The sequence below is a fragment of the Petroclostridium xylanilyticum genome (genome assembly GCF_002252565.1).
GTDB lineage: Bacteria > Bacillota > Clostridia > SK-Y3 > SK-Y3 > Petroclostridium > Petroclostridium xylanilyticum.
This window is the reverse complement of the sequence record NZ_NPML01000003.1, coordinates 37,182-52,226: the sequence shown is the minus strand read 5'-3', so window position 1 is coordinate 52,226 and position 15,045 is coordinate 37,182. Positions and strand designations below refer to the sequence as shown.

The window sequence follows — 15,045 nt, the reverse complement described above, 5'->3', positions numbered from 1 at the left end:
ACGCCACGTTTACATTCCTATCAATTCTTTAAATTGTTTTATCTGGGTTCTGGACACAGGAATCCTGTTTTTTTCATAGCCTTTCATTATAATGTTCAAGTTGTTATTAAACCACATGCTTACCTCTTTGATGTGATTCAGGTTTACTATATAGCTTCTATGAACTTTAAAAAACAATTTGCCGTCTAATTTTTGTTCCAGCTCACCAAAAGAAGTAGTGGATTCGTATTGGTGTGATGTTGTATTAATTAATGTATGTTTACGTTGGGCTTCCAAGTATACAATATCCTTTTGGTCGATGAGTATAAACCGCTCATCAACCCATATACCCAGCTTACCACTGATACCGCCGGCCTGCTCAATAGTATGGATTGCCTTTGTCAGCCTCCCGCTTTGTATACCTTTATTATCAAGCAGATGACGTATTTTACTAATAGTAATACGAATCCTCTCTTCCGAAAAAGGTTTCAGGATATAATCTACTGCATTGATTTCAAAAGCCTCCACAGCATGTTCATCATAAGCCGTGGCAAATATGATAATAGGCGGCGAATTACTGCCTAGTATCATTTTTGCCGCTTCCAGTCCACTCATGCCATACATGTGGATATCCAGAAATACTACATCTGGCTTTAGTTCATTACAAAGTTCTACTGCTTCCTCTCCCGATTGTCCCCTTCCAACAATTTTGAATAAGCTGTCTTCCTTTGTCAGTAAATATTCCAGTTCCTCTCTTGCAGGTATTTCATCATCAATAATTACTGCCCTGATTACCACTAAGCAACTTCACTCCTTTTAACGGCAGGCACTCTTACACATACTGTAGTTCCATACCCCGGTTTACTTTTTATCTCCAATCCATAGGCATTTCCAAAAGCGTTTTTCAGCCTGCTATTAATATTAAGCAGTGCAATTCCTTTATTAGATTCCTCAGGTTTTAACAAGTTTTTGCATTTACCCTCCTCTATGCCTATCCCATTATCTTCTACAAGAATTCTAATTTCATCTTTATGATAAAATGCGCTTACTTTTACAATTCCCCCACCGGCCTTACCCAGCAGACCATGCTTAATAGCATTTTCTACCAAAGGTTGTAATGTCAAAGGAGGTATTTTACATTTTATATTGCCAATATCATACTCCACTTTAAGCTTATCTCCAAATCTTGCTTTTTCAATAGCGACATAGGACTTTATATGCTCAATTTCATCATTTAAGCTTACAAAATCCTTAATGGTATTTAAGTTTTTTCTAAAAAAGTCTCCCAGATGAATTAACAGGCTTCGTGCTTCGTCGGGCTTGGTTCTGCAAAAGGAAACAATCGTATTAATGGCGTTGAATAAAAAGTGCGGGTTAATTTGAGCCTGCAGCGCTTTTAATTCCGCCTTTTCTAAAAGCCTCGCCTGCTCATCTATTATACTTAATTCCATCTGTGTAGAAAAAAGATGCGCCAATCCTTGCGCAAGTTCTATATCCACTTCGTCTATACCGTTAGTCTCTTCACTATAGAGCTTCATTGTACCAATAATCTCTTTTCTTACAAATAGAGGTACTATAACAGCCGAGTTCAAACGGCACCCGTCATGTCTGCATCCAACTTCGCTGTGATTTGAGGCTACCTGGTATTTCCTGGTTTGCAGCGCTTTTCTGGTTGCATCTGTCAGAATATTGTTATTAGGTTTGTGATGGTCAGCACCGGCACCTAAATGGACTAAAATTTTACTTTTATCAGTAAAGGCTACGGCTGCAACCCCTGTCATGGAAAGAATTATTTTTGCTACCTTCTCAAGAGTAACTTCATTAAAGCCATTTCTCATAATGGGCAATGTCTTATTTGCAATACGTAGTGCAAGATGGGCTTTACTCGCTCCTATCCTCTGCTGTTCAGCAAAAATGCCCTCAATAATCAGCATGAACAATGCCGAACCTATGGAATTTATTGTAATCATGGGTAAAGCTATCAATTTAACTAAATCCAGGGCCTGCTCAAAAGGTTTGGCAACAACAAGTATAATTGCCATTTGTACCATTTGCGAAAGAACTGTCACCATAAATGCCTTTAGCCATTTATAAGATGAATTTTTCACATATCTTGCTGCAATTCCCCCTATTGCCCCTTCCAAAACAGTAGCAATAGCACATGCAACTGCAGTAAAACCTCCAATATCAATAGCCCACCGGTGAATACCCGCCAAAAGCCCAGCACCCAGACCTACCCAAAAACCTCCCAGCATTCCTCCGACAACCACACCTATCGCTCTAAAATTTGCTAATGCACCTTTGACCGGTACTCCTGTATAAGTTGCCATGATGCCTAAACTCCCAAAGATACAACATAATGCAATTTTCTCTACTGCACCAATTCTACGGTTAAGAATCAAGCTTTTGAAAAACTTTGTTTTACTTAATACTAAAGCCAGGATAATACCTAACCCCAGATTATTGATTAAACTCATATATATTTGGAACATATTTTTCATTTCAATCACCCTTTAACAAAAATGGGCTATGTTTACACAAAGCCCATTTCTATTGTATCAAAATTATTGAATTGTTCCAATAAAATTTTTTACCAAATTATCTTCCCAATCTCTTTTCAAGAATTTCTTTTTCTTTTTCAAAACCGGGTTTGCCTAAAAGTGCAAACATATTTTTCTTATAAGCTTCTACTCCAGGTTGATCGAAAGGATTAACACCCAGCAGATATCCACTTATTCCACAGGCTTTTTCGAAGAAGTATACCATATTGCCAAAATAGTATTCATCCAGTTGAGGGATATTTAAAACCAGATTGGGTATTTCACCATCGGTGTGGGCTAAAAGTGTGCCTTCAAAAGCCTTTTTGTTCACAAAGTCCATCGTCTTTCCGGCTAAAAAGTTCAGTCCATCAATATTTTCTTTATCTTCAGTTAATATAATATTCTTCCTTGCATTTTCCACATTTAGTACAGTTTCAAATATATTTCTCAAACCTTCTTGAATATATTGACCCATGGAATGCAAGTCCGTTGAAAAATCAACCGCTGCCGGGAATATACCCTTTTTATCTTTTCCTTCACTTTCTCCGTACAGCTGTTTCCACCATTCAGCAAAATAATGCAGTGCCGGCTCATAGTTAACGATTAATTCTGTAGTCTTCCCTTTTCTATAAAGGATATTTCTGATGGCTGCATATTGATAGCATCCATTTTCATTAAGAGAAACCGTTGCATACTCACTGCATGCATCTGCAGCACCTTGCATTATTTTATCTATGTCAGCACCGCTAACAGCAATAGGCAATAACCCTACAGCAGTTAAAACAGAATATCTTCCTCCTACATCATCCGGGATAACGAATGTTTCATATCCTTCCTCATCAGCTAATTTCTTAAGAGCCCCTCTTGCTTTATCAGTAGTAGCATATATTCTTTTCCTTGCTCCGTCTTTACCATATTTCTTCTCGAGCAGTTCTCTAAATACTCTAAAAGCGATTGCCGGTTCAGTGGTGGTCCCGGATTTTGATATTACATTTACCGAAATGTCCTTGTCTTCCAACAGTTCCAGCAAATCAGAGAGATATGTAGAACTAATATTGTTTCCTGCGTAATAAATAGCCGGAGTTTTTCTCTTTGATTGAGGTAAGAAGTTATAGAAAGAATGCCCCAGCATTTCTATAGCTGCCCTGGCCCCTAGATAAGAACCTCCAATTCCGATCACCACCAGTGCATCTGAATCAGATTTTATTTTTTCGGCCGCAGCTTTGATCCTGCTAAACTCTTCCCTGTCATAGGCATTTGGCAGGTCAACCCACCCTAAAAAATCGTTCCCTGCACCACTTTTGTTATGCAGCATGGTATGGGCAAGCTTTATTGCTTCTTCCATGTAAGATAGTTCATGCTCTTTAACAAAGTGAAGGGCTTTTGAATAGTCAAATGCTATTTTTTGCATCATGTGCTAACCTCCTAAGAAAGTGATTAATAAGCAGACTTAAACCCATTGATAAGTCCTAAGCTCTAAACTAGAAATATTTTTCAAAGCTATTCTATTATAATCGTCTTTATAAATCAAGTATCTTTATTCAATTAATTAATAAAAAACCAAATTACCAGTATTCACTTAACCAACTGTTGAAAATCATTATTATCTCTTATTAGATCAAAATCCCGGCATTTTTTTGCATAGTTAACGTTTTCCGGATTCAGTATAATAGCGTGTTTGAGATCTTTAATCGCTTCCTGGGCTTCTCCCTTCAATGCATAACAACATGCTCTATTATAATAACTGGCTTCATGTTTAGAATTTAACCCAATTGCCTTAGTAAAGGCATTAATAGCCTCATCTAATTCGTGCATTTCAAGTAGCAACACTCCTTTATTGCTATATGCGTCAATATAATCAGGATTAAGCTGTAGTACTTTATCATAAGACCGTAGGGCCTCGTGTTTTTTACCCAGGCGTTCTAAAACCACTCCCCGATTAAAATGAGATTTATAGTAACCTGGGTTAATTTTAATAGACGCTTCTATTGCCTCCATAGCTTGTGTATACATTCCCAGTTCTTCAAAAAGGCTTCCTATATTGTTATATGCTATATAATCATCCGGCATGAGCTCAATGACTCTTTTATAATATTCTATCGCCTTTTCTTTTTGCCCCCATTCATCATAAAGATTGGCAATATAAAAATACGCCCTGTCATACATGGGATCCTTTTCTATGGTTTTCTGGTAATACTCCAGTGCCTGCTGCTTTTCCCCTCTGTCATCCAATATGATTGCTATTCCATAATAGGCACCGGCAATGTCAGGATTAATTTCAATAGCTCTTTTATAATATTCTATAGCTTTATCCGGTTCACCCTTTTTGTCGGTAAGAATAGCTATATTATAATAAGATTCCGCCAGAGAGGGGTCAATATCTACAGCTTTTTTGTAAGCAGCTATCGCATCTGACTGTTTTCCCATGTCTTCCATAATATTACCTAAAACAAAATAAGCTATTGGATCTTTATTATCAATACTTATAGATTTTTTCAAAAAGTATAGTGCTTTATTATAATTTCCGCTCTCATAAAACTGTACTGCTAATATTCTGTAATTTTTAGCCCGGTTAATTATTCCTTTTTTCATTATGTTTTTTCACCTTTACTATTTTTTCAACTTTTTACTTTAATGATACTAAAACTGTAAATGTTATTTCAAGTACAGAAAAAATATTTTTTAACTTTACTTTATGAGGTATATCATAGCAATATTTTGATAATAATTACAAATAAAAAAACAGATAGAGGTAGTTTATTATGCGCATACCAAATCATATAGGGATTATACCGGATGGCAACAGGCGTTGGGCAGAGCAAAACGGGCTATCTAAAGAACAAGGCTATGAAAAAGGATTGTACCCGGGGTTAAAACTTTTTAGACTGTGCAAAGAGGTGGGGGTAAAAGAGGTTACATTTTATGGTTTCACTCAAGACAACACTAAGAGGCCTTCTGTACAGGTACAAGCTTTTCAGAAGGCGTGTGTAGACGCAGTTAAGATTTTAGCTCAAGAAGACGCCGATTTACTGGTAATTGGCAATACGGAATCTCCTATGTTTCCAAAAGAACTTCTGCCTTATACTCAACGGACAAAGATAGGAAAAGGTAGAATAAAACTAAACTTTTTAGTAAATTACGGATGGGAATGGGATTTAAGCCGTGTTAGGCAGCAGGCCGAAGAAAACCTTCCTACATCTAAACAATTATTAAAATATTTACATTCCTCCGACGTATCCAGGATAGATTTGATCATCCGCTGGGGAGGGCGCAGAAGATTAAGCGGCCTCCTTCCCGTGCAATCGGTTTATGCTGATTTCTATGTTATTGATGATTATTGGCCTGATTTTAAAGAACAACATTTTTATGATGCCCTACAATGGTATCAGCAGCAAGACATTACGCTAGGGGGATAAATTCAATTACAGACTAAAAACTATCTCATCCCCCTATCCCTTTCCTTAGCAGCTGCACATAGTCCGGTAACCAATACCCCCATAATCGCACCTACAAAAACTCCTGATAAGAATATTAACGTCCAATGCATATAAGTACCTCCAGATTATTCATGATTTTAATATTATTATATGCACTGTACTCAAAAATCACCCGAATCACATCATCTTAATCTTATAATTATTCTGCCCTCAAAATTGAAACCACCATTTTATTGCCTTCTACGTAGGCTTTAATTTTTATTGGATAGCTTTTCGTATTTTTGAATTTCAAGTCTAAAGAGCCATAGGCAACGGCAGCGTCTTTTCCCAGGGGTAGGTAATGTATGTCTTTAGAATGGGAATGCCGCTCTATTATTTCTAAACCTGCCAGTTCTGCTGCATTGTACAATGTACTGCTTACCTGGCATATTCCTCCGCCCTCTTCATAAGCCCTTTTATTTTTTATTATAACGATAGCTTTTTTAAAACCTCTTTCCGGCAGTCTCTCGCCTACGACAGAATTAAAAGAAAAGGTTTCTCCAGGTTGGATGACATATCCGCTTATCTTTTGCGATGCAAGGTTTATATTGTGCACTCTTGTCCTGCTCCTGTCTAAAATAGTGGTCTTAAAAGAACTAATAACACCATTGACCTCTATCGGTGGTTCCGGTGTTGGGGTTGGTGTCGGCATCGGTGTGGGTGTCGGCGTTGGAACCGGTGTCGATATCGGCGCTGGTGTCGGTGCTTCGACGACATCAGGCAGGGGTTTTTGCGGCGGTTTAGGTTCATTTTTAGCGCAGGATGCCACAATAAAGCTTATAAGTATACATATAGAAATAATAAACTTATAACTTTTCTTTTTAATCATTGAATAATCACTCCAATAATTTAGTGAGTCTTTTTTTATTGTTATACATAAAGAGCAAATCATTCAATGAAAATATTTCAATTTACACTCAACGGCTGTATTTCCAACTCCATATTTCTTTCCAGTAATTCATATGCATAATCCCTTGCTTTTTCAATATTATCAAACAAAATATTTTTTTCATTAATTTTCTCTCCATACATTTTCATTAATACATTATGAGGTTTTTTCTGTAAGCGCGTAATAAGCAAATATCTTCCTTCTTTAACAATCCTGGAATGATATTTTAATAGAGCAGTTGCAGCCGTTTCATCAATTACAGGAACACGCGACATATTTAAAATAACTACTTTACTCCTGCAATTTTCAATAGTTTCCAATATATTATCTATCGATCCAAAAAATAACGGTCCTGGTACAGTATAAACCATAATTCGTTCAAAAGGCCCAGTCCTCATAATATTTGATTTTTCCAATCCCGTCTTACTCATCTTATATGTAAATAACACCATAGAAAGTACCAATCCAACTGCAACAGCTACAGTTAAATCTATTGCAACCGTTAATACCATGGTAATAATCATTACTGCAGCATCGGATTTCGGTACATTTTTAATTGTTTTTAGACTTTCAAACTCAATCATTTTGATAGCCGTTATCATCAAAATTCCTGCAAGTGCAGCTTTAGGAATCATTGCTGCAAGCCACCCAAACTGCAGGGTAACAATAAGTATAAGAATCCCATGAAGTATACCTGAAAGCTTCGTTCGTCCTCCATTATTAACATTAACGGCAGAACGCACAATTGCTCCTGTACCCATCAACCCTCCAAAAAATGGTGCAATAAAATTGCCTATTCCCTGCCCTACCAGCTCTTGATTGCTATCACTTTTTGAGTCAGTCATATCATCTACTATAATAGCAGATAATAAAGATTCTATACTCGCAAGCATACACAATGTAATTGCACTCGGAATAATTACTGCAAAGTCCAATCCTGCAAATTGCGGTATATGTAACTTTGGAAATCCTGACGGTATTTGACCTATGCGAGCTATATCAGGAAAAAAGTGAAGTGAAATAGGAGTTGCAATAATCAGCCCGACTAAGGACGCAGGTATCAATGTTGTTATTCTAGGAAGTAGCAGCATAATTCCTATTACAATTAGAGCAATAATGGGAGAGTTTTTAAAATCACTTATTTGTTTTAAGAATATGAGTATACCTATTCCATTTGTAAAACCTATCACGACAGGTTTAGGAATAAACCAATAGATCGTTATAAAATCATTACTCTAGCTGTAAAACGGCCCTGAACTTTTATCGGACTGTTCCTCTAAAATATTAAAAAGTTGAGTAAGTTCAGCCAAAGTAATTGTACTATTTGTTTCTTGTTTTGAATATTCTTTTAAATAATAGATGATATGTTTAATATTATCGTGTAAATCAAAGTTATTTCGTTTGTCATTTTTCACAATATTTATTAGATTAGTAATTGTATCCATTACGTCCCTCCTATATAATATATTGTGAACAGTTTATTAAAAAAATATGCGAGGTGTTTTTATGACCGGATATGTTATCGCAGCTGTCATTGCTTTGGTGGTGCTAAGTTTAATATCAAAAGCGCTTAAATTTGTTTTTAAAATAGTTATATTCCTTGCAGTGGTAGCAATTTGTGTAGCATTGCTTAAAAATTTTGCTCCTGCACTATTTTAGAAATTTCATGTAAGATATGCATACCGTACACATAATTTTTATATACAAATTAACAGAGTTCATCTGTAATTTATTGCATAAAAGCCGTGGAAACAAATCCACGGCTTTTTATTATTTAAAATTCCAACTAACCTCTTATCAAGTATTCCAGCAATCTTTGTGTATCTTCCGGTTCATAGGCGATAATTTCAATCTCATCAATTTTTGCTTCAGCGAACATCTTTGTAAGCATAATATATTGACAAAGTTTAGATTTTAGGTTCAACCTGTCCCCTTCAGATGTAATAAGCTCAACCTTGCCATGACACTTATCCAGTACCTCAAAAAATTTGTTTACATCAGTAATATTTTTAACCTTCATCTATACCATCCTTTCTGTATATAACATGATAATATCATTATACAACTTATAATGCTTAACGTCCAGCATTATGCCATATCCATAGAACTTATTTTTCGTTCTGTTTTCTTATCGTTTTCATTTTCATTGTAATCCTTGCCCTCAACAATTCTTGATTCAATTTTTGTTGCTTCCATAATTTTTTCCATGAGTATTGTTTTAATGTCGGAGATGTCATCTTTCAAATTGAAATTGGACTTGATTTCCTTAAGTTTATTGTCATTATCCAGGTCCATCAAGTCAATGTCCAAGCACTTTTCTCCTGAACAAAGCCTAAAAAGTCCCTTATACTCATAATAATCCTCGGTGATGTTTAAGTTGACTACCTTCAAATCTTTACATAACATTTTCATTTCCTCCTATCATTTTTTGTTGATTATTAAATACCCATAAATTCTACTTTTTAAGCAAAAAAATAAATATACTACTGCTAAAATATGAATGTATTTTGCTTTAAATGATTATTTTTGTTGCTTTTCATGCTTTTTTAACCAAACCAAGTTTATTTTAAAATATTTTTTTGATAATATTGATAACAAATCTATTTTCTTTGGAAAGGAGTGTTTTTTATAATGCCAGAACAAATTAGACAAATCGCTCAAAGGATTAGAGAATTACGTGAAATTGCAGGTATATCAGTAGAAGATTTGGCAGAAGAGTTTAAAATTTCTAAAGAGCTGTATGAACAATATGAAAGTGGTAACGTCGATATTCCCGTGAGTTTCCTTTATGAAGTTGCAAATAAATTTAATGTTGAATTAACCGCCATTTTAACAGGAGAAGGACCAAGGCTTCACATTTATTCTCTGGTAAGAAAGGATAAAGGATTAAGCGTAGAGAGAAGAAAACAATATAAATATCAAAGTCTGGCCTATAATTTTGTACATAAAAAAGCTGAGCCGTTTTTAGTAACAGTAGACCCTCTGCCAGCAGATGCTCCTATTGATTTTAACACGCATCCCGGCCAGGAATTCAATTATGTTGTCGAAGGTACCCTAAAAGTAGTTATCCATAATCATGAAATCATTTTAAATGAAGGGGATTCTCTCTATTTCGATTCAAATTACAAGCACGGCATGAAAGCAATGAATGGCAAACCGGCTAAATTTTTAGCAATGATTATATAATTATAAGTAAAAGGTGTGAGGTATTTACGATGTTGGAAAAATTCGTTAATAAACAAAATTTTAGTTCGTATGAAGATTTTGTACAAAACTTTAAAATAAATGTTCCGGACAACTTTAATTTTGCTTATGATGTTGTAGATGAACTGGCAGTTAACTCGCCAGATAAAATTGCGCTGGTATGGTGTAATGATTCCGGTGAAAATATTAACTTTACTTTTTCCCAGTTAAAATATTACAGCGATAAAACTGCAAACTTTTTCAAGTCTGTAGGTATTAAAAAAGGCGATCCCGTCATGCTTGTTTTAAAAAGGCGCTATGAATTCTGGTTTTGTATTCTCGCCCTTCATAAAATTGGTGCTATTTGTATTCCGGCTACCCACCTGCTTACGACGAAAGACTTTATTTACAGGAATAACGCTGCTGATGTAAAAATGATTGTTTCTGTAGCTGAAGTCGAAGTGGTGCAGCATATTGAAGAAGCACAGAAAGAGTCTCCCTCTTTGCTTTATAAGGTAATGGTAGGAGGAAATCGTGAAGGATGGTATGATTTCAATAGCGAAATTGAAAAAGCGGATGAAAATTTCGTTAAACCCACCGGCAAAGATATGACTACCAATGAAGATATCTCGCTTCTTTATTTTACATCCGGAACAACAGGGCATCCTAAAATGGTTCAACACAATTTTACATACCCATTAGGCCATATTCTTACGGCAAAATACTGGCAAAATGTGCAGGAGGACGGGCTCCATTTTACAGTAGCAGACACCGGTTGGGCAAAGGCCGTATGGGGTAAAATTTATGGGCAATGGATTTGCGGAAGTGCAGTTTTTGTATATGACTATGACAAATTTATTCCCAAAAACCTTTTAGAAGTACTTGAAAAATATCAGATTACTACATTTTGTGCGCCTCCTACTATTTATAGATTCCTCATTAAAGAGGATTTAACAAAATATAATTTAAAAAGTTTAAAATACTGCGTTATTGCCGGTGAACCGTTAAATCCTGAAATCTACAATCAATTTTTAAAAGCAACAGGAATTAAGCTTATGGAAGGCTTTGGCCAGACCGAATGTACCGTTGCCATTGCCACTTACCCCTGGATGGAACCTCGTCCGGGTTCAATGGGAAAACCGTCTCCAGGGTACAATATTGATCTGGTGGATGAAGATGGTAATTCCTGTGATGTAGGGGAGGAAGGACAAATTGTTATACGTACAGATAAAAGTAAGCCTGTAGGGATGTTTGATGGGTATTATCGTGATAAAGAGAGAACAGAAAAAGTGTGGTACGACGGTGTTTATTATACCGGCGATATGGCATGGCGGGATGAAGATGGTTATTATTGGTTTGTAGGCCGGGCCGATGATGTCATTAAGAGCTCGGGCTACAGGATAGGACCTTTTGAAGTGGAAAGCGCTTTGCTGGAACATCCTGCAGTTTTAGAAACTGCTATTACAGCGGTTCCTGATCCTATAAGAGGGCAGGTCGTTAAGGCTACAATTGTGCTGGCAAAAGGATATACTCCATCGGATGATTTAAAGGTAGAACTACAGGAACACGTCAAAAAGGTAACTGCACCTTATAAATATCCGAGAATCATTGAATTTGTCAATGAACTTCCTAAAACAATCAGTGGAAAAATACGCAGGGTTGAGTTAAGGGAAAGAGATAAAAACAAATAGAAAAAGAGCGGTACATTTTTTACTGTACCGCTTTTGTTATGTATTTTATTATTACATCTATTCCGTTATAAATCGGCTACTCGCTAAGTGCATCATAATTACTTCTGGATAGATAGTTAAGAAAATATTAGAGAATTGTTAAATTTTCTGCATTTTGCATTCTCAATTCTGCACTGGTTTTGGGTGGTTTTGGTCCAAAATACTGGTAAAGATCGCACTTTAGCATGCCGTTGTATAACTTTCTTTTCTTATCGGCTTTTTTCCCAAAATGGTCCTCAAATTTCTCATGGGATGTAAGAATATAATAAGACCATGTGTCAAATTTTTTAAACACCTGTCCCATTTGCCTATAAAGTTTTTCTATCTCTTTAATTTCTCCCAACCGCTCACCATAGGGAGGATTGCAAATAATACACCCATATTCCTCCTGCGATTGTATTTCAGCTACAGGGAGTTGCTTGATGGTTATGTACTCCTCCACCCCGGCTAATGAGGCATTTTCCTTTGATAAGGCAGCGGCTTTGGGGTCAATATCTGACCCGTAAATATGAAAATCTGCATTATTCTTTATTTGTTCATGAGCTTCCTTTCTCGCTTTCCACCATAAATCCTTAGGTACCCTATCCCAATTTTGGGAAACAAATTCTCTTTCTAACCCTGGAGCAATATTTGCTCCGATTAAAGCTGCTTCAATAGGAATTGTACCCGAACCGCAAAAGGGATCAATAAATGCTTTACCCGGCTTCCATACACTTAACATTACCATTGCAGCAGCTAATGTTTCCCTCAAGGGTGCTTCATTCGCATTTTCCCTGTATCCGCGCTTATGAAGCCCTTCTCCGCTGGTATCTATCATCAGGGTAGCCTTGTCTTTAAATAATGAAAATTGTATCTGATAACGCGGGCCTTTTTCTTCAAACCATGTTTGATTATATTTTTGCTTTAATTTCTCTACCACTGCTTTCTTTATAATAGATTGGCAATCAGGGACACTAAAAAGCTTTGATTTCAAAGAATATCCCTTAACAGGAAATTCTGCATCCTCTGGAATCCAATCAAACCACGGAAGCGCTTTAGTTTTTTCAAAAAGCTCATCGTAGGTAGTTGCTTCAAATTCACCCAGTTTAACTAATACACGCTCAGCAGTGCGCAGCCAGAGATTTGCCCTGCAGATAGCATATTCATCTCCACGGAATGTAACACGGCCATCTTCCACTGATATTGTTTCATAACCCAAGTCCCTTACTTCCTTTGCTGTAAGTGCTTCCAATCCAAAAAGTGTAGGCGCTATCAATTCTATTTGAGCCATATTATCTCTCCTTCTAAGTCATAATCATGCATCTTAAGTTTCCGAAAAAATCTTAATTATCTATAGCTTCTGCCTGATATAAGTTTATACTTCCTTATTATTTCTGCATTTTTTTATTATTTCCTTCTACTGCCTAAAAATTATATTTAGGTATTAAAAAACCTCCGATAGTAAACGCTATCGAAGGTTTTAATGCTATTTATATCACGCCATGTCAATACTATACTTTTTCTCATATTCTGCATACATTTGCTGATATTCTTTCGTCTTATTCTGATGAACATGCTTCAAATACTGGTGAGGATCAAAATCAGCTTCGGGAGAACGCAGCTGTTCGACAGATATGCCAATATTGGAACAATGGTCGGCAATTCGTTCCAGGTTATTTACGATATCCAGGAATATTACACCAGCTTTAAGATTACATTTTTGCTGCGCCAATCGGTCAATATGTCTAATCCGCAGTGTCTCTTTAAGCAAATCGATGATATCTTCACATGGCTGAATCTTCTTCGCCAGTTCTATATCCTGATTTTCATAAGCTTTTATAGCTAAATCCATAATTTCTTTAACTGCATCAGTAATTACCGTTAGTTCATGTTTTGCAAGATCAGAAAATTCAATTTCTTCCTGAACAATATAAGAAGTAATTTCAGCCAGGTTAGTAGCATGGTCCCCAATTCTTTCTATATCGGTAATAACATGAAACAATCCGGATACAACTTTATTTTCTTCTTTACTTAAAGGCTCGTCCGCTATCTTTATAAGGTATTGTGTAATATTTGATTCCATTTCATCAATAATATTCTCATTTTCTTCTATTGTTCCTATAGAACTTGTACTTTTATTAAGAATGGAATCCATGCTTAATAAAACATTTTGTTGTGCTACTTTCCCCATACGTGTTACTTCTTTTACTGTTTGAGATACAGCTACCGATGGAGTAGTAAGAAATCTTTCATCCAGGTATTGCTGTGTTTTAGCTTCTTCTTTACCCCTTACTGTAAGATGGGCTAGCTTAACCAATATTCCAGAAAACGGAAGAAGCAATAGGGTATTGATAATATTAAATAAGGTATGGAAATCTGCGATAACTCCACGATTAATAGAATGATTCCAAAAAGAAAAACCTATAATGCTTTGATATGCATAAATTCCAATTAAAAATATAATTGTGCCGATAATATTGAAAAACAGGTGAATCATCGCTGCTTTTTTGGCATTCTTATTTGCTCCAATACTGGACAATAATGCTGTAACGCATGTCCCAATATTCTGTCCTAAAATAATAGGTACTGCCGATGAAAAAGTTACCAGTCCGGTAGAAGCTACTGCCTGAAGAATACCAACCGAAGCACTGCTGCTTTGTATAATGGCCGTTACGCCGGCACCTACCAGGACACCCACAATAGGATTGCGAAAAGCTGTAAATGCCTGCTTAAATTGCGGTAAATCCCTTAATGAATGAACAGCACTTTCCATCGTGCCCATTCCTATAAACAAAATACCAAATCCGGCCAGTATGGTACCTATATTATTCAGCTTCTTTTTCTTACTGAACATGACAAGCGCTACGCCTACTGCAATTGCCAGCGGAGCAAGTGTCTTAGGCTTAAGTAATATAAAATACCATGCGTTTGCGCTGATATCCCCTAATCTTATAATCTGCGCAGTAACAGTTGTTCCGATATTAGCACCCATTATTACTCCAACTGCCTGGGTCAGCTTCATTACGCCTGCATTTACAAAACCGACCACCATAACGGTAGTAGCACTGCTGCTCTGAATAAGTCCTGTTACCAACGTACCCACAAGCACTCCTTTAAAAATATTGCTGGTCATGGCTTCAATAATTTTCTGCATTTTTTCTCCGGCAGCTTGTTCCAGACCATCCCCCATAATCTTCATGCCGTACAGGAATAGGCCCAATCCCCCGAACAGAGTAAGAAAATCAGTAATACTCATAAATAACCCCCTG

16 protein-coding genes are annotated in these 15,045 nt (G+C 36.4%); 4 read left to right on the top strand and 12 right to left on the bottom strand.

Annotated features, from left to right (window positions below; genetic code table 11):
• Window positions 1-9 precede the first annotated feature (9 nt).
• The 4 genes from CIB29_RS01530 to CIB29_RS01515 all read right to left on the bottom strand — a co-directional run bounded on the left by CIB29_RS01530 (window position 10) and on the right by CIB29_RS01515 (window position 5,111).
• Window positions 10-777: a LytR/AlgR family response regulator transcription factor gene (locus tag CIB29_RS01530; RefSeq protein ID WP_094546099.1), complete on the bottom strand. Its 768-nt coding sequence runs from the start codon at window positions 775-777 to the stop codon at window positions 10-12.
• Window positions 777-2,480: a sensor histidine kinase gene (locus CIB29_RS01525; protein WP_242965027.1), complete on the bottom strand. Its 1,704-nt coding sequence runs from the start codon at window positions 2,478-2,480 to the stop codon at window positions 777-779. The genes CIB29_RS01530 and CIB29_RS01525 overlap by 1 nt, the downstream gene beginning before the upstream one ends.
• Window positions 2,481-2,577: 97 nt before the next feature.
• Complete coding sequence (locus CIB29_RS01520) at window positions 2,578-3,930, bottom strand: glucose-6-phosphate isomerase (RefSeq protein WP_094546263.1); 1,353 nt, start codon at window positions 3,928-3,930, stop codon at window positions 2,578-2,580.
• 164 nt (window positions 3,931-4,094) lie between these two features.
• Window positions 4,095-5,111 (bottom strand): tetratricopeptide repeat protein, encoded by a 1,017-nt coding sequence (locus tag CIB29_RS01515; protein ID WP_094546097.1) that lies wholly within the window; start codon window positions 5,109-5,111, stop codon window positions 4,095-4,097.
• A 170-nt stretch (window positions 5,112-5,281) separates the two neighbouring features.
• On the opposite strand from CIB29_RS01515, the gene uppS reads away from it, so the two are divergent.
• Window positions 5,282-5,935, top strand: coding sequence for a polyprenyl diphosphate synthase (gene uppS / locus CIB29_RS01510; RefSeq protein ID WP_094546095.1), 654 nt, complete (start codon window positions 5,282-5,284; stop codon window positions 5,933-5,935).
• A gap of 20 nt (window positions 5,936-5,955) precedes the next feature.
• Here uppS and CIB29_RS19730 read toward each other — a convergent pair whose 3' ends face one another.
• From CIB29_RS19730 to CIB29_RS01495, 4 genes are all read right to left on the bottom strand, one after another.
• Entirely contained in the window at window positions 5,956-6,066 is a 111-nt protein-coding gene (locus CIB29_RS19730; RefSeq protein ID WP_117434593.1) for a DUF3789 domain-containing protein, read from the bottom strand.
• 89 nt (window positions 6,067-6,155) lie between these two features.
• Window positions 6,156-6,824 carry a VanW family protein gene (locus CIB29_RS01505; protein ID WP_198543702.1) on the bottom strand — a complete coding sequence of 223 codons (669 nt, stop codon included), beginning with the start codon at window positions 6,822-6,824 and terminating at the stop codon, window positions 6,156-6,158.
• 77 nt (window positions 6,825-6,901) lie between these two features.
• The gene (locus CIB29_RS01500; RefSeq protein WP_198543701.1) at window positions 6,902-8,074 is read right to left on the bottom strand and encodes a SulP family inorganic anion transporter; all 1,173 of its coding nucleotides are present in this window, start codon (window positions 8,072-8,074) and stop codon (window positions 6,902-6,904) included.
• Window positions 8,075-8,119: 45 nt separating this feature from the next.
• Entirely contained in the window at window positions 8,120-8,329 is a 210-nt protein-coding gene (locus CIB29_RS01495; protein ID WP_094546091.1) for a hypothetical protein, read from the bottom strand.
• 61 nt (window positions 8,330-8,390) lie between these two features.
• Between CIB29_RS01495 and CIB29_RS18475 the strand changes: the two genes are divergently transcribed.
• Window positions 8,391-8,543, top strand: a complete 153-nt coding sequence (locus CIB29_RS18475) for a hypothetical protein (RefSeq protein WP_157910178.1) — start codon at window positions 8,391-8,393, stop codon at window positions 8,541-8,543.
• Between the two features lie 127 nt (window positions 8,544-8,670).
• Here the strand turns inward: CIB29_RS18475 and CIB29_RS01490 are convergent, their stop codons facing one another.
• Entirely contained in the window at window positions 8,671-8,904 is a 234-nt protein-coding gene (locus tag CIB29_RS01490; RefSeq protein WP_094546089.1) for a polya polymerase, read from the bottom strand.
• A gap of 68 nt (window positions 8,905-8,972) precedes the next feature.
• Window positions 8,973-9,290, bottom strand: coding sequence for a hypothetical protein (locus CIB29_RS01485; RefSeq protein WP_094546087.1), 318 nt, complete (start codon window positions 9,288-9,290; stop codon window positions 8,973-8,975).
• Window positions 9,291-9,515: 225 nt separating this feature from the next.
• Here CIB29_RS01485 and CIB29_RS01480 point away from each other — a divergent pair, with 225 nt between their 5' ends.
• Both CIB29_RS01480 and CIB29_RS01475 read left to right on the top strand, forming a co-directional pair.
• A complete protein-coding gene (locus tag CIB29_RS01480) occupies window positions 9,516-10,070 on the top strand; it encodes a helix-turn-helix domain-containing protein (RefSeq protein ID WP_094546085.1) in 555 nt (184 codons plus the stop codon).
• A gap of 29 nt (window positions 10,071-10,099) precedes the next feature.
• Window positions 10,100-11,758 carry an AMP-binding protein gene (locus CIB29_RS01475; protein ID WP_094546083.1) on the top strand — a complete coding sequence of 553 codons (1,659 nt, stop codon included), beginning with the start codon at window positions 10,100-10,102 and terminating at the stop codon, window positions 11,756-11,758.
• A gap of 127 nt (window positions 11,759-11,885) precedes the next feature.
• Here the strand turns inward: CIB29_RS01475 and CIB29_RS01470 are convergent, their stop codons facing one another.
• Both CIB29_RS01470 and CIB29_RS01465 read right to left on the bottom strand, forming a co-directional pair.
• Window positions 11,886-13,067 carry a THUMP domain-containing class I SAM-dependent RNA methyltransferase gene (locus tag CIB29_RS01470; RefSeq protein WP_094546081.1) on the bottom strand — a complete coding sequence of 394 codons (1,182 nt, stop codon included), beginning with the start codon at window positions 13,065-13,067 and terminating at the stop codon, window positions 11,886-11,888.
• 204 nt (window positions 13,068-13,271) lie between these two features.
• Window positions 13,272-15,032, bottom strand: coding sequence for a Na/Pi cotransporter family protein (locus CIB29_RS01465; protein WP_094546079.1), 1,761 nt, complete (start codon window positions 15,030-15,032; stop codon window positions 13,272-13,274).
• Between the last annotated feature and the right edge of the window lie 13 nt (window positions 15,033-15,045).